Consider the following 26,103-nt stretch of genomic DNA (forward strand, 5'->3'; position numbering starts at 1 on the left):
AAAATAGGGAATTTTTATCAAATTTTCAGATTTTTCATGTAATTTCTCCACCAAAATCATGCCAAAATTTAACAATTTAAGGTATGATAAAGCACTTATCGGTCGCCCATTTATCATAAAATATCTAAATTTATCATGTCTAACGATTTCATATTTGATTTTAGCACGCCTCACACTACCACCTTCATCCAAAATGCCAAGCATCTTGATCAGGTGCGTCAGTGGCAAACTGAACACCTGCCCAAGCTATTAGACTTGATTCTAACGCAGGCAAGCCTACCTGAGCCACTGAACGCAGCCTGCCGCTATGCGATGAGTAATGGTGGCAAGCGTGTGCGTCCGCTCTTAGTATTATCGACCTTTTTGATGCTTATTCAAACAGGCGATCATAACAATCATAAAAATAATTTGACCAAAAAATTACAAATGGTATGTCGCGCCATGATGGCGGTTGAGCTGATTCATACCTATTCTTTGATTCATGATGATTTGCCTTGTATGGATGATGATGCGCTGCGCCGCGGGCAGCCGACTTGTCATATTGTGTATGGCGAAGATGTTGCGCTGCTTGCAGGGGATGCGCTTCAGTCCATCGCTTTTGAGGTGCTGTCTGAATATTATGAAGAGGCGCCCGCTGATGAAGCTGTGGCATACAGACTCACTCAAATCTTAAGCACTCGCGCGCGGCGCATGGTATCGGGGCAAATGCTAGACATCAAAGGCGAAAACCAAACGCTCACCCAAGATGAGCTAGAAGCCATTCACCGTGATAAAACTGGCGCGCTCATTGAAGCATCGGTGATGATGGGCGCTGTATGTGCAGGCGCACAAACCGAAGCTTTAGGTCATCTTAAGCGCTATGCTCGCGCGATTGGGCTGGCGTTTCAGGTGCAAGATGATGTACTGGATGTCACCGCCGATACCACAACTTTGGGCAAGCCATCTGGCAGTGACGAAAAACTTGAAAAATCCACTTATGTCAAATTACTGGGTGTAGACGGCGCTCAAGATTACGCCAATGAGCTGTTTGAAGAAGCCAGAGCAGAGGTTAAACATTGGGGTAGTGACAATTTACTACTTCAAATCACAGACTGGCTCCAAAAAAGAAAATTTTGATACCTAGACTATGATGGCAAGGCTAGATCGGCTGCTTAGGCAGGGTCGTCACTGAGCGTCAGCAGCTTTTGCATGGCGACAGGCAGCGCTAAATCATGGGGTGTATCTGTCCACAGATAGTCGATACCAACAGCAGTAAGTGCTTGATCGATCTGCTGAAATTGACCGTCATTAATATCAATAAACCTTGCATATAGATGCCAATGAAAATGCGTGAGTGTATGGCGCAAATGGACTTTTGAGCCTTGTGTGGGCATAGGCAAGATCTCAATGAGCTGGCTGTGCGCCAAATCATGCGCTTTATCGTCGCTTTGCCACGCCTTTACAATGGCGTCGCTTAAGGTGGTGTCGTCAAGCTGTTTATCATCATCCAAAGGCAGCATAAACATCGGTAAACTCCAAAGCCCATCCCAGATGCCGCCGCCGTTTTGGCGGTGCAGCCATAAAGTGCGTCCGTGATGCGTGATGGATAGGGCGATACTGTGCCGATGCGGCTTGGGTGATGCTTTTTTCTTGACAGGCATTTGGCTTTGTGCGCCCAGCGCATAAGCGATACAGTCGCCCGCCACAGGGCACAGATCGCATTTAGGCTGGGTGCGCGTACAAATCATTGCACCCAAATCCATCATAGCTTGGGCATAGTGTCCGCTGCGCTCTTTTGGGGTGAGAGCAGTGGCAATCTCCCAAAGGCGCTTATCGGTCGCGCTTTTTGTAATATCACCCAAAATCCCACGATGGCGTGTCAAAACACGCTTGACATTACCATCACAGATGACGCCGAACTTCTTGACGCCCATCGCAACGATCGCCCCAGCTGTCGATCGCCCCACCCCTTTGATTGCTTGCCATTCATCGACCGTTTCAGGAAATCTACCGTGAGTCTCAATGAAATCAGCCACCTGCTGCGCGCCTGCGTGCAGATTCCTTGCCCGAGCATAATAGCCAAGTCCTGCCCAAAAAGGCGCCACATCTTGCCACTCTGCCGCAGCAAGCGCTTGCACCGTCCCAAAGCGCGCCAAAAACGGCTCAAAAAATTTCAGTACCGCAACCACTTGTGTCTGCTGCAGCATGATCTCAGACAACCAAACGGCATAAATATCCGCCGATGACTGATGATGGTATTGCCAAGGCAGTCCATGGCGACCATGCCGCTCAAACCATGCCAGTAGCCGCTTAGCAAAGTGATGCTGCTGCTCATCAGATGGATAAACGCCCTGCTCACTCATCTGAGCTGCCGCGCAAGCGCCTGGGGTTTTGGTTGTTGTCATATTAAAAAGCTGTTAAAATCTAAAGACGCCATTATAAAAACCTTATCAATGAATTACAATAACTATATCTACCCAAAAGTCATGACACATCACTGCTATGATCCATTTTAAACGCCCAAAGCGTTTGTCAGCATGGCTACTGATTACTATGATCAGTGCGACAAGTTCTGCCCATGCCAACGACAGCGCCATCAGTTCAGCAGAACAGCTGACCAATCACATTACCACGACCATTAAGCAAACGATCGTCAAAAGCACGGATAACGACCGCTTATATCAAGAGCCCAATCAGCAAGCTTATGACGATAAGATCGTCAGCGTGCGTTCATTTGATACAGGCTTTAGCGACTGTCAGGATCAGTTTGCCAATCGACAAGCACCGACACTGATCGGTGAGCAAGGCGAACGACTGTCCGCCATGGCACGCACTTTATGCTTTGAAGGATTCGCCACCCTACATTCAGGTATCGCACGCACGCCGCTATGGTCAGCATCTCATCTGACCAAGTCGCGCATCAATCAAGCCAGAACCTTGGCGCGTGTTGATAGCTTTCGGGCAGAACCTAGGCTGCCTGCCGACGAACGCGCTGAGCTGTCTGACTATCGACGCTCAGGTTATGATCGTGGGCATATTGCCCCAAATGGCGACATGGCGACCACTGACTCACAATATGACAGCTTCAGCCTAGCCAATATCGCACCCCAAAATGGCGAACACAACCGCCATCTGTGGCGCCATATCGAAACAGAGACTCGCCAACTGGCAATCAAGCATGGAGAGGTGTATGTCGTGACGGGTGTTGCTTTTTTGGGTAAGACTTCTGAACGCATTGGCGGGCGAGTACTGGTGCCCAGCCATTTTTTTAAGGCGGTATATATTCCAAGCTTATCAGCTGCTGGTGTCTATTTTTCTTCTAATGACAGTACCGAAAATTATCAAATCATCAGTCTAGATGAGCTCACGCGCCTGACAGGCATCAGCGCCATGCCATCGCTGCCCGCCAAGATTCGCCAGAGCGCCTATGATTTACCCAAACCCAGCAACAATCAAAAATCAGAGCAAAAGGTAATTGATGATCAGCCAAGCAGTTGGTTTGAGTTAGCCATCAGCGCCATGCGCTATGTCTTTGAAGTGCTAAACCGTGCCTAATAAAACAAACGCCCCAAGGAATACCCATGATACATCCTTTTAAAAATGATGACCAAGTGCTGACCATTGGAGATTTGACCATCGAAAATCACTTTGATGCTGTGCAAATCTTTGGCGAGCTTTGTATCACCAAATGCCAAGATGGTCTGGCTCAAGCGGTCGCTTTACAAGATTTTGCCAATCGGCTGGTGACAGCACTTGAAAACGAGCCCTTAGATCAGATACAAGCTCATGATACGCTGCCACCTGAACAAGTTGATAATCCTTTTGCCTAGCATTGGATTGTCACTTAAATGATGGCGGCAGATAATCACTTTGCCAACTTATGACAAAAATTTCACATTAAGTGTTTACAAATGGTCTTAAGCTTCGCTATAATGCAAATTAGTGGTCAATTCAAATTTGTATAGTCAAAGTCGATCGACCATTCTTCGGAGTTTTGCAATACGGATCAATACATAAAAGGAGCTTATATGAAACTATCTACCAAACTACTTACCCTAGGCGCAGGTGCTTTATTATCTGTGTCGGCATATGCCAATGATGCCATCGTCGGTAAGTGGAAAATGAGCGAAAAAGGCGAAGAAAAAGCCATCATCACAATCAGTAAAGCTGGCAACGGTTATCAAGGCGTGATGACACAAGGCTTGACTGACAAAGCCAAAAAGCGTGAAGGTGCGACAGTTTTGACCGACATCTCCAGCCAAGGTGGTGGCAAGTATAAAGGTAAAGGCGCTCATCCGACCCTGCCTATCAAAGGAAATGTTACTATCACAGTGAATGGTAATAACATCACCATCAAGAGCATCGCTGGCACCCAAACAGGCGTCAAGCAATAACGATTTTAGCTTATTCACCAAAAATGGCACTTAATCATCTTAAGTGCCATTTTTGTTTGGGTCTATTATTTGTCTGTCATTAACTCTGATGAATGACTTTATAACGCATTTTCATCATATTCGCCAGTTCGGATGCGAATGACGCGCTCTAGCGGACTGACAAAGATCTTACCGTCACCAATTTTCCCTGTATTTGCAACCTTGATGATTGACTCAATAATCACATCGACCATCTCATCGCTGCACGCAATCTCTACCTTGATTTTTGGTAAAAAATCAACCACATATTCCGCTCCACGATACATCTCAGTATGACCTTTTTGGCGACCAAAACCCTTGACTTCGGTGATGGTGATGCCGTTGACACCGACTTCTGAGAGTGCTTCGCGCACATCATCGAGTTTAAAAGGCTTGATAATCGCAGAAATCAGTTTCATAAATATTCCTTGGCGGTTGGCAATGTATATTAATCATGACAAAATTATTATATAGGGCAAGGCGATAATTCACAACATCATTTTGTAAAAATTCACCGCTTCGGTATTTTGATGTCCATCACAGCACACCGCCTGCTACCACTTAGTGTCAATACCTGTTAAAATAGCCCACAGATCGTGATTATTATTGTGGGAAACTATTATGTCAAAAAAATATGCTGTAGTCGGTTTGGGCAGCTCAGGGCTGTCAGCTGTGAATTTTTTGGTCAATCACGGTCACCAAGTCAGCATCATCGATGGCAATCCCAGTCCTGCCTTGGCAGATCGGCTACCCACAGCGGTTCATTGTCACTTTGGTAGCTTGGACAGTGAGCTATTAAGCTCAGCCGATCAGATCGTCATCAGTCCTGGCATCGACCCAAGAACTCCAAGCATCGCCGCCGCCAAAGCTCAAGGTATCCCTGTGATCAGCGATGTTCAGTTGTTCATTGATGCGCTCAAAGCACAAGATTTAGCCAAAGCCACAAGCACCCCGATTATCGCCATCACAGGCTCAAATGCCAAAAGCACCGTCACCACGCTTGTCGGCGAGATGGCAAAACGCGCAGGCGTCATCGTCGGCGTCGGTGGTAATATTGGCACGCCTGCGCTTGAGTTATTAAACATCCAAAACATGGCTTTGGTAGTGCTTGAGCTGTCAAGTTTTCAGCTTGAGCATATCTCAAATTTATCAGCCCAAGCAGCAACAATTTTAAATATCTCAGCCGATCATCTTGATCGACATGATGGCATGGCAGATTATTTGGCACAAAAACTGCGCATCTTTGATCAATGCCAAACAGCCATTATCTGCCAAGACGATACCGATTTGGCAAAGCAATGCATAAGCACACTTGAAAACAGCGCCCCAAATCATACCATCATCACGACAGATAGCTCACTTAAGAACCAAGCAGCAGATTTTTATTTGTTTGACGATGGCGATGGCATGGCGCTATATCATCAAGACCATAAGCTTTTGCCCATCGATCAATTAAAAATCAAAGGTAAGCATAACCTACTCAACGCCTTATCTGCGCTTGCTTTGGGCATGGCTGCCAATCTTCCAATGAATGCCATGCTTGAGACTCTTAAGACTTTTAAAGGTCTACCGCACCGCTGTGAATATATTGATGATATCGATGGCAAGGCGTATTTTAATGATTCCAAAGGTACAAACATCGGCTCAACCATGGCAGCGATTGATGGACTGGGCACTGTTTATGGCGCATCGTCACTGGCGCTGATTTTGGGTGGGCTTGGCAAAGGTCAAGATTTTAGTGAGCTATCAGCATATGTCGCACAGTGGGTGGATGGCGTGTACTTGATCGGTCAAGACGCCCCTGTGATCGAGCAAGATCTGCTCAAAGGTGACGCACATCTTGCGACCAAAATCCATCATGTTGGCACACTTGATCGGGCGGTATTAGCAGCCAGTCAAAGCGCTGCCAAGGCTGTGCTTTTGTCGCCTGCTTGCGCTAGCATGGATCAATTTAAAAATTATAATGAGCGCGGTGATAAGTTCGTTGAGATGGTTCATGCTTTACCCCACGCATCCATTTAGTCCATCCACACAAAATCTGTGCCTTTTATGTGCATTAATTTAGACATGGCTTTTGTCACACAAAGCACCACTACAGATCAGCTTGACCAAATCGCTTGAAATTTCTGCATTTTCAATTCAAAAATCCGTTATAATAATCAGTTTATACAAAACCAACTCACAGCAGCGCTCATGTCTCAATTTTCCGATAAATTTCTTGGTTTTTTTGATAGGCTCAATCCACGAACGGTATTACTTACCAGTTTGAGCCTAATCATTTGCATCAGTCTTTTGATGATTGCATCGGCATCCATTCCTTTTTCTGCCACGCGTGATCTTGCACCGTTGAGATTTTTTTGGTATCAGTTGGCATATGTTGTCATCGGCGGTATCTTTGCGATGGCTGTTTATCGCATTCCTTTGAGATTTTATTATCACAGAACGCATATGAATGTGGTATTTTTGATGTGGGTGGCAGCTTTAGGGCTGCTAATACTTACGGCATTCTTTGGTGAAGTGATTAATGGATCACGGCGATGGCTTGACCTTGGAGTGTTTAACCTACAAGCCGGTGAAATTGCCAAAGCTGTGATGGTGTTTGTGACTGCAGATTATGTCGTGCGCCGATCTGCTGAGATTCGCGACAATGTCTTCACCGGGGTACGTTTATTGGTGTGGTATTTACCGGTAGGTGGATTACTGCTATTTCAGCCAGATTTTGGTACTGTATTGGTGCTATTTGCCACTTTGATCGTGATCATCTTCGTGAGCGGTGCACCGGCATTACAGTATGCCTGGATTTTATTCATGGCGATTGTTTTGGGCATCGTGGCGGCTTGGCTTGAGCCTTATCGCCGTGAGCGTATTTTGTCTTTTACTGATGCTTTTGATGATATCCAAGGGTCGGATTTTCAGCTGGCACGCAGCTTGATCGCTTACGGTCGAGGGCAATTAAGCGGTGTTGGTTATGGGGACAGCGTCCAAAAATTATCACACCTACCCGAGGCGCACACTGATTTTTTGCTTGCCATCACAGGCGAGGAATTGGGATTTTTGGGTGTGGCGGTGGTTTTGTTGTTGGAGGCGCTGATCATTCTTAGCATCATGGTGATTAGCATTAGAGCATTAAAACGTCGTCAGCTTCGCTTAAGTTATACCGTTTTTGGTTTTGCGGTGGTGATATTTGGGCAGGTCATCATCAATGCTGGTATGACCATGGGACTTGCACCCACCAAGGGCTTAACCATGCCGTTTTTTAGCTTTGGCGGCTCTTCTATGGTCGTGCTTTTAATTATGATTGGCTTTGTGCTTCGAGTGGATAAAGAAAGCCTTGAGATCCACAATCAGCGCCTTAACGACAAATATTGACCATATACCCTGCCAAGCGTGAGCGATTCGCTGCCTTTGCTTGGCATGTTATCAATTTGTCATCACGATTTGTTAGCATAATTCATCTTATCTGACGATATTTTTATTTTTTATCGATGTGTCAATATGTTATTAGACATCAACCGTTTTCAGTACACCACCTACAAAAAAGAGCTGTCTGCCCTGATCCACCTTGGTATGCCAATTTTGCTTGCGCAGGTGGCGCAGGTAGGTACCAGTTTTATTGACACCGTCATGGCAGGCGGCGCCGGTAAAGGCGATTTGGCGGCAGTGGCGCTTGGTAGCAGTGTGTTTATTACTGTTTATGTGACTTTGATGGGTGTGATGACTTCACTTAACCCCATGATTGCCCAACTCTTTGGCGCCAAAGGCTCGCATGAAGTCGGTGAAATGGGACGGCAAGGGCTGTGGTATGGTTTGATCATGGGCATACTTGGGATGGTGCTCATGTGGCTTGCTATCACACCGTTTCGGCTGTGGCTTGATGTCAGTGAGAGCACGTTTATCATTACTGAGCGCTACTTATGGTTCATCGGACTTGCCATGCCTGCGGCAATGATACATCGTGCTTTGCATGCCTATGCTTCTAGCCTTAATAAGCCAAAAATCATCATGTGGGTCAGTTGGCTGTGTTTTTTTATCAATATCCCTTTGAACTGGATTTTTGTGTACGGTAAGTTTGGCATGCCTGCACTTGGCGGCGCAGGCTGCGGACTGGCGACAGCGATTGTATTTTGGATTAATGCGTTCATTTTATGGATTTTGATCATCAAGGACAAACAGCTTAAACGCTTTGGTCTGATGGATAAATTCAGCTTACCCAACCCCAAAGCCTTGATTGAGATGACACGCTTAGGGATTCCCATTGGTTTATCATTTTTTATTGAAGTCAGTTTATTCACCTGCATCATGTTTTTGGTTGCAAAACTTGATGGCAATACCGAAGATTATGTCGCCGCTCAGCAGGTGGTCATTAGCCTGACAAGCTTGATTTTCATGATTCCCCAAAGCCTAGGCAGTGCTGCGACTGTGCGCGTTGGATACAGCCTTGGGCGCGAAGAGTTTAGCCGTGCTCGCTATATTTCAGGCGTCTCAATCGTCACTGCCATGGTCGCTTCAGTAGGCACGGCGATTTTTTTGGTGGTTTTTCGTTATCCTTTGGCGAGCATGTACACCGATGACATGGCAGTCATTGCCTTGGCAGGCGGTATTATTTTGTATGCCGCGGCTTTTCAGCTGGTCGATGCAGTCCAATGCGTGGCAAGTTATGCGCTGCGCGGATATAAGGTCACCACCATTCCGATGGTAATTCATATCATTGCTTTTTGGGGCTGCGGCTTGATTCCTGGCTATTTTATGGCGTTTCAAGGCGGTATGGGAATCTATGGCTTTTGGGCGGCATTGGTGATTTCGCTTGGGGTGGCGGCAGTGTTACTGCTTTGGTATCTTGAAATTCACAGTAAAAAAGTCATCGCGCAAGCACGCATTCGCACCATATAAAATAGCCCACTTAGGGCTATTTTTTATTCATCATTAGCAGAATTGATGCGCTTGACATCTTTATTAATTGTCTTCGCTTCGCCATCCACAGTGGTTCCAAAGCCGCTATTTTTGCCAAAAGGGTTTGATTTCATCCCGCCTTGACCAAATGGATTTTGACCCATGCCCCCAAAAGGATTTTGACCGCCCATTTGGCGCGCCATCATTTGCATCATTTTATCCTGATTTTTGGCGGCATAATTTTTGGCAGCAGTGGTAAGTTTATTTTGAACAACTGGCAAAAGCAGTACCGCTGCAACCACATCCGTCAAAAGACCTGGCAATAAAAATAAAATCCCTGCGATGCCCAAAGCAATGGACTTGGTGATCTTAGATTCGGCAGGCTGATTGGCAGGGTTGGGGATTACGCCATTTTGCATGGCTTTCATTTGCTGCGCCATCGGGTTTAGGGTGCCTGCAGCTTTTCTTAATAATGAAATTCCAATAATCGCTGCAATGATAAACCAAAAAAATACATACCAACCACTGATAAACTGAGCGGCAAGATACCAAATCAGCATTTCAATGATGAACCAAATCAAGGCAATGCCCACCAATGCACCCATGCCCATCTCCTTCAAAAGATTTAATAAATAGATAAAATACGCTATACTACCAATAAATTAGGACGCTTGGCAAGTTTTCAAGCGTCTTTTGTCATCTACTTGGCTTTTTGTGATATTTTATGACTTTAATTATTGGCATCGATCCTGGCTCGCGCATGACTGGCTACGGCATTATCAGTACAGATAATGACAAATTGACTTTTTTGGATGCTGGCACCATCCGAACCAATAGCAGCGAGATCACCGAAAGAATTGCTCAGATTTTTGCTGGGGTATCTCGGATTGTCGGTCATTATCAAAAGTACAGCGAACAGCCGATTCAGGCTGCCATTGAGCAAGTGTTTATGGCGTCCAATCCCGACTCCGCCCTCAAGCTTGGACAAGCTCGCGGCGCCGCCATCGCTGCATTGACAGCTCAAGACTTACAAGTCAGCGAATACACCGCCCGTCAAATTAAGCAAGCCGTTTGTGGCTATGGTGCTGCCGATAAAGACCAAGTAACCGCCATGGTCTGCCGCATCTTATCTTTGGATGTCATTCCCCAAGCTGATGCCGCCGATGGTCTGGCGTGTGCGATCTGCCATGCCCACTCATCACACTCGATGCATAAGTTATTTGGCGCAAGCACTCTAAGCAGCCGTACTGGCAGTAAGAAAAAAGGTCGCTGGCGCTTAGATGAAGAATCTCTACTTAAGCTCAAAAATCGTTAATTTGGATGCATCCTAACCAATCCGCCCTGCCACCATGACGCTTGACTTTGGCAATCCAAATCTTGTAATGAGTCGCCCACCAAATCAAGCAGCATCATTTTACCGTCATCTGTGACAGAGATTTTGGCAAACTGGGCACTGTCATAGCACTCCGCCAACCCTTCTGCAAACATAAAGCTATCAACAGGCAGCTGCCAGCGTCCCCAGTGATTTTTTAGCCATATTTTTTGATCAGTGCTAGGCTCCCACTGAATACTTGTAATTACATTTTGTGGCGACAAAGATGCATAGCCAAGCTTTCTTTCGCCAAAATAGGCATCGCCTTCCTTAGCATTCAGCTCATACGCCAGACTCATATAATCCCCCTGAATCAATGAGCGCGGATCAAGCGGCGCAAGCTTAGCATAAATAATCCGTCCCTGATCAAGCCGCTTTTCATAACCTAGCACCATCACCATCACCACAACTAAGGTCAGCCCTGCGATGGCGATCGGCATCCACTTAAGCTTTTGCATCTTTTACCCCCGCTTGTTCAAGCTCACCAAGTTGTGATCGCTCATCTAACACAGTTGCCACGATCGTCATCAATAGACCACTGCTCAAAATGATGATAAATTTCACCAAAAATGGCACAGAAAGCTGGTAATACATCAGCCATAATAGCCCAATCCCCACAAGGATGGATAAGATCGTCATTAAGCGATCTTGCCCGCTAAGCGCACTAGCAAACACCAAGATGACCGCCAAAATGGGCGCAAAGCCAATGCCAGCCAAAAGTCCAAGCACGCTTAATTTTAGGCTCTGTGATGGCGGCAGTCGCATCAATAAAGCGCCCAAGATCGCTAATAAGCCCAGCGCCGACCAAAACGGTGGTATGCCAATGGGTAATGTGGTCATCACACCAAACCCCACCGCGATCGACAAGATAAAGCCGCTCACCGTGCGCCAATACACGCCTTCACGCATCAATAAGACGCATCCCATTAATCCCAAGCCGTACACCATTGCCGACCAAACACCCCAAGACCCGTATAGATCACTGGATCTCATCGTATCCAGATACAGCGCATAGCCCATGAGTGCGCCATACCACCCCAAGATATGCAGCAGCAAATACAGCCAATGCACACGCAAGCGATACAACACGCCTAGGATGGGTAGCCAAACCAAGCTTAATATTCCTAAGGCGCTCAATTCAAAAGATTCAGATAATCCAAGCGCAATCAGACCCATCCCAATCATCACGGACGAGTAGCCCAAATGACGAAAATAAGCCACCGTGCCACGCCATAACACCCCCAAGCCCACGATGGTCGCCAAAGCGCCCCATAGAGCATAGGTATCATCAACCCAAGTTACTAATCCAAAAATGACAAACAAACACGATAACCAGCCCCCAATGGCAAGTAGTGGTATGTGCATTTCATACTTATTCTTATATGTCCCAAAATAGCGATACAGCCCCCAAGCACATAGCCCAAACCACAGCTGCGCAGCCAATGCATACACCCAAAAGCTACGTACATTAAAATACGCCAAAACCAATATAAAAAGGCTGGTTGTAACGCCCGTCAAAACAGTTACCATCAATGACACCTGCCGCTTTGAGAGCACGAACACACCCAAAGGCGCCATGGCAATGAAAAGCCAAAGCAGCTGCTGCCCCCATGTGTCTTGATGATGAAAGTTTAGTGCAGCAAATAAGGACAAGCCAACCAGTCCAATGCTTATCACCCATAATGACGCCTTATCACGACCGAAAAGCACATATTGAATGATAAAAAGTGCCGCCGATGACAGCGCCAAAGTATGAATTTGATGGTTACTTTGATCAAAATATAACCAAAGTGCTATCTGTGATACGGCTGATAATAACAAATAGACGCCCAAGTTTTTACGGTACAGCCAAGGTACAATTAGGATAGACCAAATCACAAATAACCAAAAGCTGTCAGCGCCTGTCTGATAGACTTGACCCACCGCAGCAAGTGATAAGCCGCTCATCACGCCTGCAGCAGTATGCAGCACGCTCATCCATAAGCCGCTTGTGCGCAAGCTGATCAGCGCCAATAGCAGCATCAACACTGGCGCCATGGTAAGCTTAATGATATTTGGCAATAATAACCAATTCGCCCCAAACAAATACACCACCGATGCCACCACCAAAGCCGCACCAAAGAGCTTAAAGGCACCAAGCATCCGAGACGATACCAGTGCTTGCGATAAGCTATCAAAGGAGGACTGAGACGGTCTTTGAGAGTGTCGCCATGAATCGAGCTGCGCCATACCCCATCTCCAAAATCAATTGATCAAGATTTATTATAGCAAAAACTAACAAGCATAAAAAAAATACCGCTCTCAACTGTATGAGTAGCGGTATTTTGATAAAATCGATCGATTAAACTTTTTCGATTTCTTCAGCTTGTGGGCCTTTTTTGCCTTCGCCTAAGATGAAAGCAACTTTTTGACCTTCTGCCAGGGTTTTGAAACCTGAGCCAGTGATCGCGCTATAATGGGCAAATACATCTTGACCGCCATTATCTTGAGCGATAAAACCAAAACCTTTTGATTCGTTGAACCATTTTACAGTGCCAAGAACTTTCTGTGACATAACAATTTCCTAATTTGGATGAATGAAAAGCGTAAAAACGCAACTTATGCTATTCATGCAATAAAACATACAAAAACGATCGGGATAACAGGCGGGTTGCCCCATCTTCATTCAATCTTCCAAATAAGAAACTTACTGGTCTTGCCTAAAGAATGCTTGATACCACTGCGTCTATCTGCAGTTGGGAAAGCGGCTAATATTAGCCAGCTTTGGGTACATAAATACCATGGGAATCATTATAACAAACATTGATAAAAAAAGGTGAATTATTTTCACTCATTTATGACTGATCAGGCAATATTTGTCATCAGATTACAGCTGAATCAATCCGATGCTTTCAAGCAAAGCAGCTAAGCACAAGACGCTGTAGACCAAGCCAAAGGATTTACAAAAACTTAAGTATTTTTTGGGTAATGCCACTTCGGCAGGATCATCAACTTCAATGCCACGCATCAGCATCGCTGAATACACCAAGCCCAAAAGCCCATACAGCGGATACACCATCGCCACCACCAAGCTTAAACCCCTAAGATCCAAAAAATACCAAGCCAAAAATGCCGCCACCATCCATGCCGAAGTCGATAGGCTGATGAGCATAAATGCACTATTGTTAAGGAGCAGCTTACCGCCGTTACGCTCAAGCAATGTCGATTCAATCATCACAAAAATGGCAATGATTAAACTGAGTGCGACAAATACAACTTCTAAAGAAAACTCAGGCATAAAAGACTTATCACGATTAAAACAGCATTCATTATAGCGGTTTCATATGATAATTTCAAAAAAACAGCTGCCAATCAGGCAGCTGTTTTACAAATTGATCCAAACAAATCAATCAGTTCTTTTCTTTATCAATGATCTTATTGCCACCAATCCAAGGCATCATCGCGCGCAATTTTGCGCCAGTAGTTTCGATCGGATGCGCAGCGTTATTACGGCGGCGAGCGGTCATCGATGGATAATTGGTTTGCCCCTCAGCGATAAACATCTTAGCATATTCACCATCTTGAATGCGCTTCAAAGCATTGCGCATGGCGGCGCGAGACTGCTCATTGATGACTTCTGGACCAGTCACATATTCACCATATTCAGCGTTGTTACTGATTGAGTAGTTCATGTCAGCGATGCCGCCTTCGTACATCAAATCTACGATCAGCTTCAGCTCATGCAAGCACTCAAAATATGCCATCTCAGGCGCATAGCCTGCTTCAACCAAAGTCTCAAAGCCCATCTTAACAAGCTCAACCGCGCCGCCACAGAGCACCGCTTGCTCACCAAATAGATCGGTTTCGGTTTCGTCTTTGAATGTTGTCTCGATGATACCTGAGCGACCGCCGCCCACGCCTGCTGCATAAGATAGCGCAAGCTGCTTGGCATTGCCTGATGCGTCGCGCCATACAGCGATTAAATCAGGGATACCGCCGCCTTTGGTAAATTCAGAACGCACAGTGTGGCCTGGTGCTTTTGGGGCAACCATGATGACATCTAAGTCAGCGCGTGGCTCAACTTGGTTGTAGTGAATCGCAAAACCATGCGCAAACGCCAAAGTCGCGCCCTGCTTGATGTTCGGCTCAATCACCTCTTTATACAGCTCGCGCTGAAACTCATCTGGCGTCAAAATCATGACCACATCTGCGCCTGCGACCGCTTCGCTTGTCTCAGCCACTTTTAGACCAGAATTTTCAGCTTTCTTCCATGAGCTTGAACCTTCGCGCAGTCCGACGGTAACATCCACGCCGCTGTCTTTTAGGTTAAGTGCGTGCGCATGACCTTGTGAACCATAGCCAATGATGGCGACTTTTTTGCTTTGAATGATTGACAAATCACAATCTTTGTCATAATAGATATTTAGGCTCATATACATTTCCTTAAAAATTTGCCAAAATCGGCAGGGTTAAAATCTGTTGGCTAATCATTCAGCCCATCTTGGTGCTTCAGCTCCGTACTCTACCATTTCTTTGTTGGCAGTACAAAGCTCAAGTTTACCATCGGTTGTTTTGTCACATCTTAACAAGCTTTCTTGAGCTTCATAAGACAGATTTTCAGCTTGTTTTGCCGAAATGACTTGATAGCCTTTGGTGTTTTTACGATATTGAGAGACGGCTTTTTTCTTATTTAATGTGTGTTTGCTTGTACACCGCTTGGCGCTATGGCAATTAATACTATTTACCACATGAAACACGCCTGCTTTGGGCATTTTGACGCTATAATTCTCATAGCCATAAGAAGGAAAATTTGAGTTACCGCCTTGCTCATAGAAGATTTCACACTGTTCTTTAGAAGCAAGTTTACCCTGCTTAAAGACATAGCAAGTGCCCTCTTCTAATGATTGACTAGCCATAGCCATAGCATGATTTGACAATGCTATAGCACCAGCCAAACCGACCAATGATAAAATCGCTTGTTTTTTCATGTTAATCCCTGTCATGTATCAATGGATTAAACCGCCAAAGTCTTCTCACCACGCGCGATGCCAATCACGCCTGAGCGTACCACTTCCAAAATACGGTCGCGACCGATCACATCAATGAACCCATCTAATTTGCCTGCATCGCCTGTGATCAAAATCGTGTATAAATTGGCGCTGACATCGACAATCTGGGCGCGGAAGATATCAGCATTACGCTTGACTTCTTCGCGATACGAGCCTGTCGCACGCACCTTGATGAGCATCAGCTCACGCTCAACATGATTCCCACCTGAAAGCTCAGACAAATTTTGAACTTTCACCACTTCAATCAGCTTATGTAGCTGTTTGGTGATTTGTTCGATTTTGTCATTCGTGGTGGTGGTCGTCAAAGTCAGACGCGAGATCGTTGGGTCGTCTGTTGCTGCCACATTCAGCGTATCAATATTATAGCCACGCTGAGAAAATAAACCCACAACACGAGACAGCGAACCTGCTTCGTTTTCCATTAAGACAGAAATCAGATGTTTATGTACTTGATTTGGCATTAGGTACGCTCCCCTTTTGATAACCACATATCGCGCATTGATTGTCCGGCAACTTGCATCGGATAAACATGCTCACCTTTATCCACATAGACATCAATGAATACCAATTGGTCTTCTAATGCCAATGCCGCTGCCAACTCTGCTTCCATGGTGGCTGGGTTGGTGATTTTTACGCCTTTATGACCATAGCTTTCTGCCAATTTGACAAAATCAGGTAAAGATTTCATATATGATTGAGCATGGCGACCTTCATAAAGCATATCCTGCCACTGTTTAACCATGCCAAGCTGAGCGTTATTAAGATTTAAAATTTTAACTGGCAAATTATACTGAAGGCACGTGGACAGCTCTTGGATGTTCATTTGGATTGAACCTTCACCAGTGATACACACCACCGTCTTTTCAGGGCGGGCTAATTTTGCTGCCATGGCGTATGGTAAACCCACACCCATCGTGCCCAAGCCACCTGAGTTTAGCCATTGGCGCGGCTCATCATACTTATAATACAGCGCGGCAAACATCTGATGCTGACCGACGTCGGAGGTGATGATTGCTTCGCCATTGGTCAGCTTATACAGCGTCTCAACCACATGCTGAGGCTTGATCGCGTGCGTTTCGGCAGTCATATCATCTTCGCCATAGCGTAAACCGTGGCGTTTGCGCCATTCGTTGATTTGCTGCCACCAGTCATTGAGTGCGTGTTCATCAATACGCTTATCAGTCTCTGATAGCAATGCAAGCATTTCATTGAGCACCAGCTTCACATCGCCAACAATCGGAATGTGTGCGGTGATGGTCTTTGAGATGCTGGCTGGATCGACATCAATGTGAATGATCGTAGCATTTGGGCAGAATTTTTTGACATTATTGGTAACGCGGTCATCAAAACGCGCACCTACCGCTAAGATCACATCGGCATGATGCATGGTCATATTGGCTTCATATGTGCCATGCATACCAAGCATACCAATGAACTGCTCCCCTGAGCCTGGATAAGCACCCAGTCCCATCAAGGTATTGGTTACTGGCAGCTTGAGTAAATCGGCTAATTGGCGCAGCTCTTCACTGGCATTACCAAGCACCACCCCGCCACCTGAATAAAGCACAGGACGCTTGGCTGAGAGTAGCGTTTCGATGGCTTTTTTGATTTGTCCGCCATGCCCTTTATTGGTTGGCTGATAAGATCTGATATTGACTGTCTGCGGCATGACATAAGCAAATTTATCGCTTGGGTTGGTCATGTCTTTTGGAATATCAACCACAACAGGACCAGGGCGACCAGAGCCTGCAATATAAAACGCTTTTTTGATAATTTCAGGAATCTCTTCGGCATTACGAACTTGGAAACTGTGCTTAACGATCGGACGTGAGATACCCACCATATCACATTCTTGGAAGGCGTCATCACCAATCAAGCTAGATGGCACCTGACCTGCCAATACAACCATTGGAATCGAGTCCATATAAGCAGTGGCAATGGCTGTCACAGTGTTGGTGGCACCTGGACCTGAGGTCGCCAAAACAACGCCTGTCTTGCCCGTTGTGCGGCTGTATGCATCAGCCATATGCCCTGCAGCTTGCTCATGTCTGACCAGTACATGCTCGATTTTATCTTGCTTAAATAAGGCGTCATAAATGTGCAGTACCGCACCGCCTGGATAACCAAAAATATACTCGACACCTTCGTCAATCAATGCTTGAACAAGCATCTCAGCGCCTGACATCATGGCTGTTTCACCGCGTGCGATGGTATCTTGGAGTTCGCGAAAGTGCGCCGCAGCATCTTTGGTTTGAGTGTGTCCCGTCATATTCGGGGATTGGGTAGTTTGCGTCATAAGTTACATCCTTTTGTCATAGTGACAATATTCAGACGAAAAGCGTGTGATTGATTCATATCAGGCAATAGGCTGCCATACGCAGATGAACTTACAACAAGATGACTTGGAAAAATCCAAAACAGCAGAGGGAAATTTCTTGCGTCTTGCAGACCGATAAGTCCTATTGCAATGTGCAGCCGTGCGTCATCAAACGGTAATCCAATGGCACCAAATGCACAAACGCAGCACCTGATAAATAGCTACGCCGACTTCAGATGACACCGATCAAAATCTCCGATAAGCGCCATCAAAATAATGCCACTTATCTTACCTGAAAACTTTCACCTTGCCAACCTGTTTTTAGAGCTTTTTAAAAAATTTTATCAAATCCATTGGCGCTATCATTGCCATTTTATAGCTCTTTGAATATTATCTGCCCCAAATTCGATGAAATGGCTGTAATTTGACACCAACCTAATGATACAATACAGCCAGTTTATAATTTTGGTGGTATGTGTGACTGATCAAGCAACAAAAACAGCTAGAAATACCGTGTGCCAAGCCGCTTTGGGTCTGGGGCTCATCTGTGTCAGCCATGCTCACAGCGCCATGATTTTTCAAAGTGTCGGGGTATTTGGGGAGCCAGTTTTTAGTCAAACAGCGCCCATTGGTAAGCCATCTTCAGCCATCAAAGTGCACTATTTAAGCGCCCCAAAAAATTATCACAATGCGCAAGCCTGCCATTATCTAAAAACCAATCTTGGCACCTTACAGTCAGGGGGCGAGATATACGAACTTGGCGAGAGCGGTCAACAAACCAAGCTCACCCCCGATCTGATTGAACAAAAAATTCACCACATCCAAGCCGCCATCAGTGATCATTGTCATGACTAAGCGCATTCCGGCAGTTTGTGTACAACCGATCGACAAAGACGGTGTTAAGGATTGGATCTGTGCCAAAGCAGCAGAATTTGGCTTTAGCGACTGTGGGTTTTTAAGCGTTCATCACCCTTTGTTCGCCAAGCAAACAAAGGCGCTCAAGGCATGGCTAGATCAAGGTCTTAATGGCACGCTTGACTTTATGCATGACAATCACGACAAGCGCGCAAATCCTGCCCTGCTCGTTGATGGCGCCAAAACCATCATCACAGTGCGAATGGATTATCTACATGATCTACCCAAGCCTCGCAGCGTCATGGATAATACGCGCCCAAATCATGCCATCATCGCACGCTACGCTCGCGGAAGAGACTACCACAAAACCGTGCGCCAGCAGCTCAAAAAACTTGCCAAAGCCATCGAAAATGAGCTGCCCCAGTGGCAACATCTGAGCATTGGCGCCGATAAGCCTTTTGTGTTTCGCCCGTTCAGTGATTCAGCGCCCATCTTTGAGCGCCCCATTGCCGATGCAGCAGGACTGGGATGGACGGGCAAGCACACTTTATTAATCAATCGCCAAGCGGGCTCTTTTTTTAATTTGGGCGAATTATTTATCAGTCTTGATCTTGTCGATGATGATGAAACCCATGCCGTCAAGGCACACTGCGGCAGCTGCCAAGCCTGCATGGATATTTGCCCAACGCGTGCCATCATCGCGCCATACACTTTAGACGCTGCTGCCTGCATCTCTTATCTGACCATTGAGCACAAAGGCAGCATTGATATCAAATACAGAAAAGCCATCGGCAATCGTATTTTTGGCTGTGATGATTGTCAGTTAATCTGCCCTTGGAATCGCTATGCCAAACTCTCCACAGTCAGTGATTATGCGCCGCGCCACGGGCTTGATGACATTGAACTCACCGAAGTATGGGCGTGGAGCGAAGATGATTTTTTAGCCAAAACCGAAGGTTCTCCCTTGCGCCGCACAGGGTATTTACATCTTTTAAGAAATACCGCCATTGCTTTGGGGAATTGCCAAGCCACAGGCATAGCATTAGACAGGATAATTCATGCACTAAAATCAAGACTGGGTATGGATAGAATGCTTGATGAGCATATTAATTGGGCGATCAGTGAGCTCAGCGGACAGGACGGATAAAATTTGAGCATATCGACTATGACACTTTATTCAAATACCAATAAAAATTCCAAGTATCCATTTGACACTTGGAATTTTTGCAATTATTCGACGTGCTTTTAAGTCATCACTTAATTAAAAACTATATTAAAAGCTCGTCATTCATAGCACATTAGGGATTAGTTATTGTGGAATGCGAAGTACTTGACCTGGATAAATCTTATCAGGATGTGATAGCATTGGCTTGTTGGCATCAAAAATCTTCATATAATCACTGGCATTGCCATACATTTCCTTAGCAATCTTTGACAAGCTGTCACCTGATTTGACAGTATAAAACCGTGATTCAGGTTCAGCTGACTCCACTTCGATGTCATCAACCACTGTCTCGACATGCTGCACATTGCCCACCGCTAAGCGCGCTCTTTCGCGATCCGCTTGAGTCTTGGCAGTCCCAGAGAGCGTGGCGGTATCCGTATCGGCATTATAATTGACTTTCAAGCCACTGATGTTCACATTTTGGGCTTGGATACGAGCCAATAGCAAATTGGCAATCTCTTGAGCGGTCGGCTCTGCAGGCGCTGCGGTTGGGGCAGCGTTCGGCTGATCGGCTTCTTGTTTTTTGTTACGATTAAATAATTTATCACCGATATCTTTTGCAAAACTAAAAACACCCATGACATTCTCCTTGGTTGTAAATTTTTATGACTTTCACTACGCACCAATTATTGTGCATAAGTTTATCTTAAGTCAAAGCAAGCTAACTTCATAGTGAGATTTGACAGTAAAAGCGTTACAATGTGTAGAATTAGCCTACCAAATATTTTCTTAAACTAAAAAAAAGATCACTTCAAATAAAAGTGATCTTAGCAGATAGCTATCATCTACTGTCAGATTTAGCGTGCCTTTGGTTAAGCAACTTTGGCAGAAACATAATCGATAGCTTTTTGAACTGTGGTCAGCTCGGCTGAATCTTCATCAGGAATGGTGATGCCAAAGCTGCTTTCAAATGCCATGACCAACTCAACCAAATCCAAAGAGTCGGCGCCCAAGTCATCCATAAAAGATGCTTCATTTTTAATTTCTTCAACGCTTAAACCAAGCTGTTCTGCTACTGCGTCTTTTACTTTAGCTTCGATATCGCTCATGGTAATTTCCTTTATAATGATTAACCGTGTAGCACCGCGCTACATTGGCTAGGATGAAACTTAACAAGTATCATAATTCATTTGCTGAAAAAGTGCAAGCATTTATGGGTACATATGTTCACTTTTTATCATGATAACGGCAAATGCACATTCTGTCAATGAATTACTCACTGACAGAATTCGTGAATCTACATGTACATGCCACCATTGACCGCCAAGACCGCACCTGTAATATAGCTGGCATCATCACTGGCTAAGAATGACACTGCCGCTGCAACTTCTTCAGGCTGAGCCATACGCCCCATCGGAACTGCATCCAGCATAGAGCTGATGAGACGCTCATCAAGCTCTTCGGTCATATCCGTCTCAACAAATCCTGGCGCCACACAATTCACCGTCACGCCACGAGAGCCGATCTCGCGAGCCAGCGCACGGCTGAAGCCTTCTACGCCCGCTTTAGTGGCAGCATAGTTTGCTTGACCTGCATTGCCCATCTGTCCTACGACCGAGGTAATATTAATAATGCGGCCTTGGCGCGCTTTCATCATACCGCGTACTGCTCGGCGGCTCATGCGATAAACAGAAGTTAAATTGGTGTCAATCACGCTCGCCCAATCTTCATCTTTCATACGCATCAGCAAGCCATCTTTGGTAATGCCAGCGTTATTTACCAGTACATTGATGCCGCCATAGACGCTATCAATTTCTTCGAACAGCTTGTCAACATCTTCATTGCTACACACATCGAGCACACGCCCAATACCGCCTGATTCGCTCAAGTACTCACTGATAGCTTCAGCGCCTTTTTCGCTGGTGGCTGTGCCAATGACAAAATGACCTTCTTTGGCGAAACGCTTGGCGATCGCCTTGCCAATACCGCGACTTGCTCCAGTAACCAATATAATCTTTCTACTCATGCCAAATTCTCCAGTTTTTCAAGGCGCGCCAATTTATCTGTTGCCATGGCGGTGATCGGTGTCTTTTGTCGTTTGGCCAAATTCGACAGAACATTACCAGGGCCGCACTCAATGATCAGATCGATATCACGCTCTGCCAATTTTTGCATGGTTTTAGACCACTGAACAGGCATGGACAGCTGTTCGATCAACGCAGATTTAATATCTACCGTTTCTTTATGAATTTTGGCATGGCGATTTTGAATGACAGGAATATCTGCCTCGCCAAACTCTGTTTGGTTAAGTAGCGCTGCCAATGCATCGCTGGCAGGATTCATCAAGGCGCAGTGCGAAGGCACTGAAACTTTTAATGGTACTGCTTTTTTGCCAAGCGCCTCAACTGCGGATAAAACGCCAGCCACCCCAACGGTTGTCCCTGCGACGACCACCTGACCTGGGCTGTTGAAATTGGCAGCATTGACTGTACCCGCCGAACCACTCACCTCTTCACAAAGGCTTTCGACCTGCTCATCATCCAAGCCCAGTACTGCAGCCATTTGAGTATCCATACCCTGAACAGCTTCTGTCATCAATTTGCCGCGCTCATGTACCAATTTGACTGCATCAGCAAGGCTTAATACACCAGCTGCCACCAATGCGCTGTACTCACCCAAAGAATGCCCAGCCAAATACATGGGCTCCAAAGATCTGTTCGATAGCATAGGCTGAATGATTCGCCAGATGGCAATGCTGGAAGTCAACAAAGCAGGCTGTGTGTATTCGGTCTTATTCAAGCGATCTTCATCCTGAGTAACCGCCCAAAGATCAAAGCCTAGCGCATCACTTGCCTCATCAAATGTCTTACGCACGACATCATAAGCTCCGCTAAGCTCATTCATCATACCGACAGTTTGAGAGCCTTGACCGGGAAAAACCACCGCCAAACGCTTAACACTGGTGTTGGCTTCTGTCATAATTCACCTGTTTTTTGCATTAACGGCATGACTGATGCCGCATTAAATCTGTGAAATACCAAAAAGATTGGCGTGAAGTTTGCCAATTTTACCATAAAAATAAACAATTGTTTACCCAAAATAATGAATGTAATAAAATTTTTGGCAACAAAAAACCAAGCCCATTTAGAAACTTGGCTTGGTTTTTTCACTATTAACTAGTGTTTAGCTATCTTGGCTTACCTTGAATAGCTGACGACCACGGTAAAAACCGTCTTTGGTCGCGTGGTGGCGAAGATGTTTTTCGCCAGTTGTTGAATCGATGCTTAGCTCAGGGATAGCGATATGGTCGTGTGAACGACGCATGTCACGGCGTGAGCGGCTCTTGCGGTTTTGTTGAACTGCCATGATAGCTCCTAATAATCAGTCAGGCAAAAACTGCCCATAAAGAAAAATGGTTCGTGCGTCTTTGTCAATTTGTGTCAATGCGATTTAGCATCAATCGCCGTCCATCATAGACCCGTGCACAATAAACGCTGTATTATACTCAAAAAACTTGTGAATTTCAAAGCCTAATCGCATAAATTTACAATTCTTTTGATAAAATCCGCATTTTTTGCCAAATTTTATCAAAAGCACCTCACATTAAGACAGTTTTCCTTTTAATTGTGCCAGTGCTGCAAAAGGATTTTCCTGTTCCTGTACGATCTCTTCTTCGTCAGCCATGTCAACGGGCATATCACAATCATCGTGCTTAGGCGACAGCGGCAACATAAGCAGCAGCTCATCTTCTAAAATGTCTTTAATGGGTAGCTTTCGAGTCGCTCCTGTGCCAAGCTCCTCCATTAAAATATATTCAGCATCGCCGATCCGCCGTACAGCCTCATCAGATTCCAAAAGCGCCAAGTGGTGCATACCTGAGACATCGACATCAAGCGGATCCAAGCATCTTTGACAAGCAACCTGAACCTGTCCTGTCACTTGATAATTGAGCCAAACAATGCCTTCTTGCTTAACCAAACGAAAAATAACCTGCAAGGTGGAGTCAGCAACTGTTTGCTCCTTCAGGCGCGCCATCTCGGCAGTTGATACATTGCCCTGCCATTCAAATCCGATATCCGCCCATTTTTCTAGCATAATATTTGTAGGCAAGCTTTGATTTTCAGGGTATTTGTTGGTTGTCATAATTTTAGCTTACATCATAAAAAAGTCACTGCCATTATCGCACAAATCACCATCAGACAAAAGCGACTTTTAAAAATCCTAAGTTTCAGAATTGATGAAAAATATATTATAATAGTCAAAATTTTAAAACCCCTAATTTATGATAAATTTCAACCAACTCTCTCCTGATTTTGAGCGATGCCAATCTGCAAGTTCTGCTGAGCACACACAAAAAATTCAGCAGCTTTGGCGAGATTTTCATCAAAATCCCATCTCAAAGCTCAATCATGCAACTGCTCAACTCAGTGCTCAAACATGGCAAAATCTCTCTAAAAAGTGGCAAGCCATTAAAGATGACACAACACATGAACAGCTCTTGACAGACTGGCTGATTGAGCTATTTAATTTGCTCTTTGACAACCCCCATCTTGAGCAGATGCCGACGACGCTTGTACGCGGCAGTGGCGAGCCTGAATATTTTCCCAGTGACGATCAGCGCCCTGCCCGCATCGAATTTGCGCATGGTTTTTTTCAAAGTGCGCTACATGAGATCAGTCATTGGTGTATCGCCGGTAAAAATCGCCGTAAGCTCAATGATTTTGGGTATTGGTATGAATCCGATGGCAGAAATGAACACACGCAAGCCTTGTTTGAGCAAGTAGAAATCAAGCCGCAAGCCGTTGAAGCGTTGCTGACATTGGCTTGTGGTCGATATTTTTATGTCTCACAAGACAATTTGAATGCCGATTTTGATACTTCAAGAAGTACTTTTGCCAAAGATGTGTTTGATCAAGCCCAGCTTTATTTATCAAAACCACAGACCCTGCCATCAGATGCGCAAGTTTTATTATGGATTTTTTTGGCGTTAAGCCATCCGAACTATCACACCTCAATCAGATAAGGCAACCCAATGGAAAAATTCTACATCCATCCTGACAATCCCCAAATGCGCTTATTAACTCAGGCTGCCAATCTAATAAAAAGCGATCAGTTAATCATCTATCCAGACGCGATTGGCTATCGCTTAGCGCTCAGCATAGATGCTAAACAATCGCTTACTCAAGCACTCCGTCTAAGTCAAAATGAACCTGAATTTTGTTTGATTTGCCGCAATATCAGCGAGATATCAACCTTTGCCACAGTCAGCGATTTTGCCCATCGTATTTTAAAAAGCACTGATGACAAATCAGCTCACTTTTTATTAAGTCCAACCAAAGCGTTGCCAAAGAAATTTACCCATCCAAATGATAAAACCATTTGCGTCAATATTGCTCACACGCCAATCACTTTAGGTTTGATAGAAATACTCAATGCGCCTTTTATCAGCATGCCCATTTATGTGAACGGTGAAAAATTGGAATACGAAAGCAGTTATGAACTTGAAATGACGATGGAAAATTTGGTAGATGGGTTTATACACGCAGGAGAGATACCGATAAAAACATCGCCACTCATTTCATTGTTAGATGATTAGAATGATCAGGTCAAAGAAAATAAAATCATAAAATTCATCAAAAAAAAACAAAACCCTGATGGTGTCATCAGGGTTTTAGATAAAGCATTAGAATTCCCATTATGGGCGGTCTACAAGCTCTACATATGCCATTGGTGCATTATCGCCATCACGGAAACCACATTTGATAATGCGTAGATATCCGCCTGGACGAGTTTGATAGCGAGGGCCAAGCTCGCCAAACAATTTACCAACCATATCTTTATTACGCATACGGCTGAACGCTAGACGGCGATTGGCAACGCTGTCTTCTTTTGCCAAAGTAATCAAAGGCTCTGCCACACGGCGAAGCTCTTTTGCTTTTGGCAAAGTAGTTTTAATTAGCTCATGCTCGAACAATGAGTTTGTCATGTTTTGGAACATAGCCTTACGATGGCTGCTGGTGCGACCCAGCTTGACTCCGCTTTTACGATGTCGCATGGTCAAGTAT

At 45.2% G+C, this 26,103-nt stretch carries 30 protein-coding genes; 12 read left to right on the top strand and 18 right to left on the bottom strand.

What is annotated here, in order from left to right:
• Nucleotides 1-135 precede the first annotated feature (135 nt).
• Nucleotides 136-1,116 (top strand): polyprenyl synthetase family protein, encoded by a 981-nt coding sequence (locus U0021_RS03060; RefSeq protein WP_114800263.1) that lies wholly within the window; start codon nucleotides 136-138, stop codon nucleotides 1,114-1,116.
• Nucleotides 1,117-1,151: 35 nt separating this feature from the next.
• Here U0021_RS03060 and mutY read toward each other — a convergent pair whose 3' ends face one another.
• Nucleotides 1,152-2,384 carry an A/G-specific adenine glycosylase gene (gene mutY, locus U0021_RS03065; protein WP_114800262.1) on the bottom strand — a complete coding sequence of 411 codons (1,233 nt, stop codon included), beginning with the start codon at nucleotides 2,382-2,384 and terminating at the stop codon, nucleotides 1,152-1,154.
• Nucleotides 2,385-2,481: 97 nt separating this feature from the next.
• Between mutY and U0021_RS03070 the strand changes: the two genes are divergently transcribed.
• From U0021_RS03070 to U0021_RS03080, 3 genes are all read left to right on the top strand, one after another.
• A complete protein-coding gene (locus U0021_RS03070) occupies nucleotides 2,482-3,534 on the top strand; it encodes a DNA/RNA non-specific endonuclease (protein ID WP_114800261.1) in 1,053 nt (350 codons plus the stop codon).
• A 26-nt stretch (nucleotides 3,535-3,560) separates the two neighbouring features.
• A complete protein-coding gene (locus U0021_RS03075; protein WP_114800260.1) occupies nucleotides 3,561-3,809 on the top strand; it encodes a hypothetical protein in 249 nt (82 codons plus the stop codon).
• A gap of 198 nt (nucleotides 3,810-4,007) precedes the next feature.
• Nucleotides 4,008-4,373 (top strand): hypothetical protein, encoded by a 366-nt coding sequence (locus U0021_RS03080; RefSeq protein ID WP_078256585.1) that lies wholly within the window; start codon nucleotides 4,008-4,010, stop codon nucleotides 4,371-4,373.
• 98 nt (nucleotides 4,374-4,471) lie between these two features.
• Here U0021_RS03080 and U0021_RS03085 read toward each other — a convergent pair whose 3' ends face one another.
• On the bottom strand, nucleotides 4,472-4,810 hold the full coding sequence (locus U0021_RS03085; RefSeq protein WP_114800259.1) for a P-II family nitrogen regulator: 339 nt from the start codon (nucleotides 4,808-4,810) through the stop codon (nucleotides 4,472-4,474).
• A 202-nt stretch (nucleotides 4,811-5,012) separates the two neighbouring features.
• Here U0021_RS03085 and murD point away from each other — a divergent pair, with 202 nt between their 5' ends.
• From murD to U0021_RS03100, 3 genes are all read left to right on the top strand, one after another.
• On the top strand, nucleotides 5,013-6,413 hold the full coding sequence (gene murD / locus U0021_RS03090; protein WP_114800258.1) for a UDP-N-acetylmuramoyl-L-alanine--D-glutamate ligase: 1,401 nt from the start codon (nucleotides 5,013-5,015) through the stop codon (nucleotides 6,411-6,413).
• 171 nt (nucleotides 6,414-6,584) lie between these two features.
• A complete protein-coding gene (locus U0021_RS03095) occupies nucleotides 6,585-7,760 on the top strand; it encodes an FtsW/RodA/SpoVE family cell cycle protein (protein WP_114800257.1) in 1,176 nt (391 codons plus the stop codon).
• 126 nt (nucleotides 7,761-7,886) lie between these two features.
• A complete protein-coding gene (locus U0021_RS03100; RefSeq protein ID WP_114800256.1) occupies nucleotides 7,887-9,281 on the top strand; it encodes an MATE family efflux transporter in 1,395 nt (464 codons plus the stop codon).
• A 23-nt stretch (nucleotides 9,282-9,304) separates the two neighbouring features.
• Here U0021_RS03100 and U0021_RS03105 read toward each other — a convergent pair whose 3' ends face one another.
• Nucleotides 9,305-9,886: an FxsA family protein gene (locus tag U0021_RS03105; protein WP_049236883.1), complete on the bottom strand. Its 582-nt coding sequence runs from the start codon at nucleotides 9,884-9,886 to the stop codon at nucleotides 9,305-9,307.
• Between the two features lie 119 nt (nucleotides 9,887-10,005).
• On the opposite strand from U0021_RS03105, the gene ruvC reads away from it, so the two are divergent.
• Nucleotides 10,006-10,596 (top strand): crossover junction endodeoxyribonuclease RuvC, encoded by a 591-nt coding sequence (gene ruvC / locus U0021_RS03110; protein ID WP_078256580.1) that lies wholly within the window; start codon nucleotides 10,006-10,008, stop codon nucleotides 10,594-10,596.
• Here the strand turns inward: ruvC and U0021_RS03115 are convergent.
• The 8 genes from U0021_RS03115 to U0021_RS03150 all read right to left on the bottom strand — a co-directional run bounded on the left by U0021_RS03115 (nucleotide 10,593) and on the right by U0021_RS03150 (nucleotide 17,889).
• Nucleotides 10,593-11,111, bottom strand: a complete 519-nt coding sequence (locus U0021_RS03115) for a GDYXXLXY domain-containing protein (protein ID WP_114800255.1) — start codon at nucleotides 11,109-11,111, stop codon at nucleotides 10,593-10,595. The two genes, ruvC and U0021_RS03115, sit on opposite strands and share 4 nt — an antisense overlap.
• Nucleotides 11,098-12,882, bottom strand: a complete 1,785-nt coding sequence (locus U0021_RS03120; protein WP_114800254.1) for a DUF2157 domain-containing protein — start codon at nucleotides 12,880-12,882, stop codon at nucleotides 11,098-11,100. Before U0021_RS03120 ends, U0021_RS03115 begins: the two co-directional genes overlap by 14 nt.
• A 112-nt stretch (nucleotides 12,883-12,994) precedes the next feature.
• Nucleotides 12,995-13,207 carry a cold-shock protein gene (locus U0021_RS03125; protein WP_003656932.1) on the bottom strand — a complete coding sequence of 71 codons (213 nt, stop codon included), beginning with the start codon at nucleotides 13,205-13,207 and terminating at the stop codon, nucleotides 12,995-12,997.
• 312 nt (nucleotides 13,208-13,519) lie between these two features.
• A complete protein-coding gene (locus tag U0021_RS03130; RefSeq protein WP_114800253.1) occupies nucleotides 13,520-13,930 on the bottom strand; it encodes a hypothetical protein in 411 nt (136 codons plus the stop codon).
• Between the two features lie 112 nt (nucleotides 13,931-14,042).
• Nucleotides 14,043-15,065, bottom strand: a complete 1,023-nt coding sequence (gene ilvC / locus U0021_RS03135) for a ketol-acid reductoisomerase (protein ID WP_049236875.1) — start codon at nucleotides 15,063-15,065, stop codon at nucleotides 14,043-14,045.
• A 54-nt stretch (nucleotides 15,066-15,119) separates the two neighbouring features.
• Nucleotides 15,120-15,620, bottom strand: coding sequence for a hypothetical protein (locus U0021_RS03140; RefSeq protein ID WP_114800252.1), 501 nt, complete (start codon nucleotides 15,618-15,620; stop codon nucleotides 15,120-15,122).
• A gap of 26 nt (nucleotides 15,621-15,646) precedes the next feature.
• Complete coding sequence (ilvN, locus tag U0021_RS03145) at nucleotides 15,647-16,162, bottom strand: acetolactate synthase small subunit (protein ID WP_049236872.1); 516 nt, start codon at nucleotides 16,160-16,162, stop codon at nucleotides 15,647-15,649.
• Nucleotides 16,162-17,889, bottom strand: a complete 1,728-nt coding sequence (locus U0021_RS03150; protein WP_204371703.1) for an acetolactate synthase 3 large subunit — start codon at nucleotides 17,887-17,889, stop codon at nucleotides 16,162-16,164. The genes ilvN and U0021_RS03150 overlap by 1 nt, the downstream gene beginning before the upstream one ends.
• 606 nt (nucleotides 17,890-18,495) lie before the next feature.
• Between U0021_RS03150 and U0021_RS03155 the strand changes: the two genes are divergently transcribed.
• The gene (locus U0021_RS03155; RefSeq protein ID WP_114800251.1) at nucleotides 18,496-18,873 is read left to right on the top strand and encodes a hypothetical protein; all 378 of its coding nucleotides are present in this window, start codon (nucleotides 18,496-18,498) and stop codon (nucleotides 18,871-18,873) included.
• Entirely contained in the window at nucleotides 18,866-20,020 is a 1,155-nt protein-coding gene (gene queG, locus U0021_RS03160) for a tRNA epoxyqueuosine(34) reductase QueG (protein ID WP_114800294.1), read from the top strand. The genes U0021_RS03155 and queG overlap by 8 nt, the downstream gene beginning before the upstream one ends.
• Before the next feature lie 162 nt (nucleotides 20,021-20,182).
• On the opposite strand, the gene lysM is transcribed toward queG, so the two are convergent.
• The 6 genes from lysM to U0021_RS03190 all read right to left on the bottom strand — a co-directional run bounded on the left by lysM (nucleotide 20,183) and on the right by U0021_RS03190 (nucleotide 24,181).
• On the bottom strand, nucleotides 20,183-20,677 hold the full coding sequence (lysM, locus tag U0021_RS03165; protein ID WP_114800250.1) for a peptidoglycan-binding protein LysM: 495 nt from the start codon (nucleotides 20,675-20,677) through the stop codon (nucleotides 20,183-20,185).
• 233 nt (nucleotides 20,678-20,910) lie between these two features.
• Nucleotides 20,911-21,147 carry an acyl carrier protein gene (gene acpP / locus U0021_RS03170; RefSeq protein WP_049236863.1) on the bottom strand — a complete coding sequence of 79 codons (237 nt, stop codon included), beginning with the start codon at nucleotides 21,145-21,147 and terminating at the stop codon, nucleotides 20,911-20,913.
• A gap of 188 nt (nucleotides 21,148-21,335) precedes the next feature.
• On the bottom strand, nucleotides 21,336-22,064 hold the full coding sequence (fabG, locus tag U0021_RS03175; protein WP_064619200.1) for a 3-oxoacyl-ACP reductase FabG: 729 nt from the start codon (nucleotides 22,062-22,064) through the stop codon (nucleotides 21,336-21,338).
• Nucleotides 22,061-23,017 carry an ACP S-malonyltransferase gene (fabD, locus tag U0021_RS03180; protein WP_114800249.1) on the bottom strand — a complete coding sequence of 319 codons (957 nt, stop codon included), beginning with the start codon at nucleotides 23,015-23,017 and terminating at the stop codon, nucleotides 22,061-22,063. The genes fabG and fabD overlap by 4 nt, the downstream gene beginning before the upstream one ends.
• 204 nt (nucleotides 23,018-23,221) lie before the next feature.
• Nucleotides 23,222-23,404, bottom strand: coding sequence for a 50S ribosomal protein L32 (gene rpmF / locus U0021_RS03185; protein WP_049236855.1), 183 nt, complete (start codon nucleotides 23,402-23,404; stop codon nucleotides 23,222-23,224).
• 237 nt (nucleotides 23,405-23,641) lie between these two features.
• Entirely contained in the window at nucleotides 23,642-24,181 is a 540-nt protein-coding gene (locus U0021_RS03190; protein ID WP_114800247.1) for a YceD family protein, read from the bottom strand.
• A gap of 139 nt (nucleotides 24,182-24,320) precedes the next feature.
• Here U0021_RS03190 and U0021_RS03195 point away from each other — a divergent pair, with 139 nt between their 5' ends.
• Together U0021_RS03195 and U0021_RS03200 are read left to right on the top strand one after the other, a co-directional pair.
• Complete coding sequence (locus tag U0021_RS03195) at nucleotides 24,321-25,061, top strand: elongation factor P hydroxylase (RefSeq protein WP_114800246.1); 741 nt, start codon at nucleotides 24,321-24,323, stop codon at nucleotides 25,059-25,061.
• 9 nt (nucleotides 25,062-25,070) lie between these two features.
• Nucleotides 25,071-25,634: a Sua5/YciO/YrdC/YwlC family protein gene (locus U0021_RS03200; RefSeq protein ID WP_114800245.1), complete on the top strand. Its 564-nt coding sequence runs from the start codon at nucleotides 25,071-25,073 to the stop codon at nucleotides 25,632-25,634.
• Between the two features lie 99 nt (nucleotides 25,635-25,733).
• On the opposite strand, the gene rplQ is transcribed toward U0021_RS03200, so the two are convergent.
• Nucleotides 25,734-26,093 (bottom strand): 50S ribosomal protein L17, encoded by a 360-nt coding sequence (gene rplQ, locus U0021_RS03205; RefSeq protein WP_114800244.1) that lies wholly within the window; start codon nucleotides 26,091-26,093, stop codon nucleotides 25,734-25,736.
• Between the last annotated feature and the right edge of the window lie 10 nt (nucleotides 26,094-26,103).

It is taken from the genome of Moraxella canis, from assembly GCF_034424565.1.
GTDB classification, from domain to species: domain Bacteria; phylum Pseudomonadota; class Gammaproteobacteria; order Pseudomonadales; family Moraxellaceae; genus Moraxella; species Moraxella canis.

What these genes read in the sequence shown, in the direction of transcription:
- acpP (WP_049236863.1), bottom strand. Translation starts at nt 21,147, where the DNA reads ATGAGCGATATCGAAGCTAAAGTAAAAGACGCAGTAGCAGAACAGCTT.
- U0021_RS03075 (WP_114800260.1), top strand. Translation starts at nt 3,561, where the DNA reads ATGATACATCCTTTTAAAAATGATGACCAAGTGCTGACCATTGGAGAT.
- lysM (WP_114800250.1), bottom strand. Translation starts at nt 20,677, where the DNA reads ATGGGTGTTTTTAGTTTTGCAAAAGATATCGGTGATAAATTATTTAAT.
- ilvC (WP_049236875.1), bottom strand. Translation starts at nt 15,065, where the DNA reads ATGAGCCTAAATATCTATTATGACAAAGATTGTGATTTGTCAATCATT.
- U0021_RS03130 (WP_114800253.1), bottom strand. Translation starts at nt 13,930, where the DNA reads ATGCCTGAGTTTTCTTTAGAAGTTGTATTTGTCGCACTCAGTTTAATC.
- U0021_RS03095 (WP_114800257.1), top strand. Translation starts at nt 6,585, where the DNA reads ATGTCTCAATTTTCCGATAAATTTCTTGGTTTTTTTGATAGGCTCAAT.
- U0021_RS03060 (WP_114800263.1), top strand. Translation starts at nt 136, where the DNA reads ATGTCTAACGATTTCATATTTGATTTTAGCACGCCTCACACTACCACC.
- ruvC (WP_078256580.1), top strand. Translation starts at nt 10,006, where the DNA reads ATGACTTTAATTATTGGCATCGATCCTGGCTCGCGCATGACTGGCTAC.
- U0021_RS03115 (WP_114800255.1), bottom strand. Translation starts at nt 11,111, where the DNA reads ATGCAAAAGCTTAAGTGGATGCCGATCGCCATCGCAGGGCTGACCTTA.
- queG (WP_114800294.1), top strand. Translation starts at nt 18,866, where the DNA reads ATGACTAAGCGCATTCCGGCAGTTTGTGTACAACCGATCGACAAAGAC.
- U0021_RS03105 (WP_049236883.1), bottom strand. Translation starts at nt 9,886, where the DNA reads ATGGGTGCATTGGTGGGCATTGCCTTGATTTGGTTCATCATTGAAATG.
- U0021_RS03085 (WP_114800259.1), bottom strand. Translation starts at nt 4,810, where the DNA reads ATGAAACTGATTTCTGCGATTATCAAGCCTTTTAAACTCGATGATGTG.
- U0021_RS03195 (WP_114800246.1), top strand. Translation starts at nt 24,321, where the DNA reads ATGATAAATTTCAACCAACTCTCTCCTGATTTTGAGCGATGCCAATCT.
- U0021_RS03150 (WP_204371703.1), bottom strand. Translation starts at nt 17,889, where the DNA reads ATGATGTCAGGCGCTGAGATGCTTGTTCAAGCATTGATTGACGAAGGT.
- mutY (WP_114800262.1), bottom strand. Translation starts at nt 2,384, where the DNA reads ATGACAACAACCAAAACCCCAGGCGCTTGCGCGGCAGCTCAGATGAGT.
- fabG (WP_064619200.1), bottom strand. Translation starts at nt 22,064, where the DNA reads ATGAGTAGAAAGATTATATTGGTTACTGGAGCAAGTCGCGGTATTGGC.
- murD (WP_114800258.1), top strand. Translation starts at nt 5,013, where the DNA reads ATGTCAAAAAAATATGCTGTAGTCGGTTTGGGCAGCTCAGGGCTGTCA.
- U0021_RS03080 (WP_078256585.1), top strand. Translation starts at nt 4,008, where the DNA reads ATGAAACTATCTACCAAACTACTTACCCTAGGCGCAGGTGCTTTATTA.
- U0021_RS03190 (WP_114800247.1), bottom strand. Translation starts at nt 24,181, where the DNA reads ATGACAACCAACAAATACCCTGAAAATCAAAGCTTGCCTACAAATATT.
- U0021_RS03100 (WP_114800256.1), top strand. Translation starts at nt 7,887, where the DNA reads ATGTTATTAGACATCAACCGTTTTCAGTACACCACCTACAAAAAAGAG.
- U0021_RS03200 (WP_114800245.1), top strand. Translation starts at nt 25,071, where the DNA reads ATGGAAAAATTCTACATCCATCCTGACAATCCCCAAATGCGCTTATTA.
- U0021_RS03120 (WP_114800254.1), bottom strand. Translation starts at nt 12,882, where the DNA reads ATGGCGCAGCTCGATTCATGGCGACACTCTCAAAGACCGTCTCAGTCC.
- rplQ (WP_114800244.1), bottom strand. Translation starts at nt 26,093, where the DNA reads ATGCGACATCGTAAAAGCGGAGTCAAGCTGGGTCGCACCAGCAGCCAT.
- U0021_RS03140 (WP_114800252.1), bottom strand. Translation starts at nt 15,620, where the DNA reads ATGAAAAAACAAGCGATTTTATCATTGGTCGGTTTGGCTGGTGCTATA.
- U0021_RS03070 (WP_114800261.1), top strand. Translation starts at nt 2,482, where the DNA reads ATGATCCATTTTAAACGCCCAAAGCGTTTGTCAGCATGGCTACTGATT.
- rpmF (WP_049236855.1), bottom strand. Translation starts at nt 23,404, where the DNA reads ATGGCAGTTCAACAAAACCGCAAGAGCCGCTCACGCCGTGACATGCGT.
- U0021_RS03125 (WP_003656932.1), bottom strand. Translation starts at nt 13,207, where the DNA reads ATGTCACAGAAAGTTCTTGGCACTGTAAAATGGTTCAACGAATCAAAA.
- fabD (WP_114800249.1), bottom strand. Translation starts at nt 23,017, where the DNA reads ATGACAGAAGCCAACACCAGTGTTAAGCGTTTGGCGGTGGTTTTTCCC.
- ilvN (WP_049236872.1), bottom strand. Translation starts at nt 16,162, where the DNA reads ATGCCAAATCAAGTACATAAACATCTGATTTCTGTCTTAATGGAAAAC.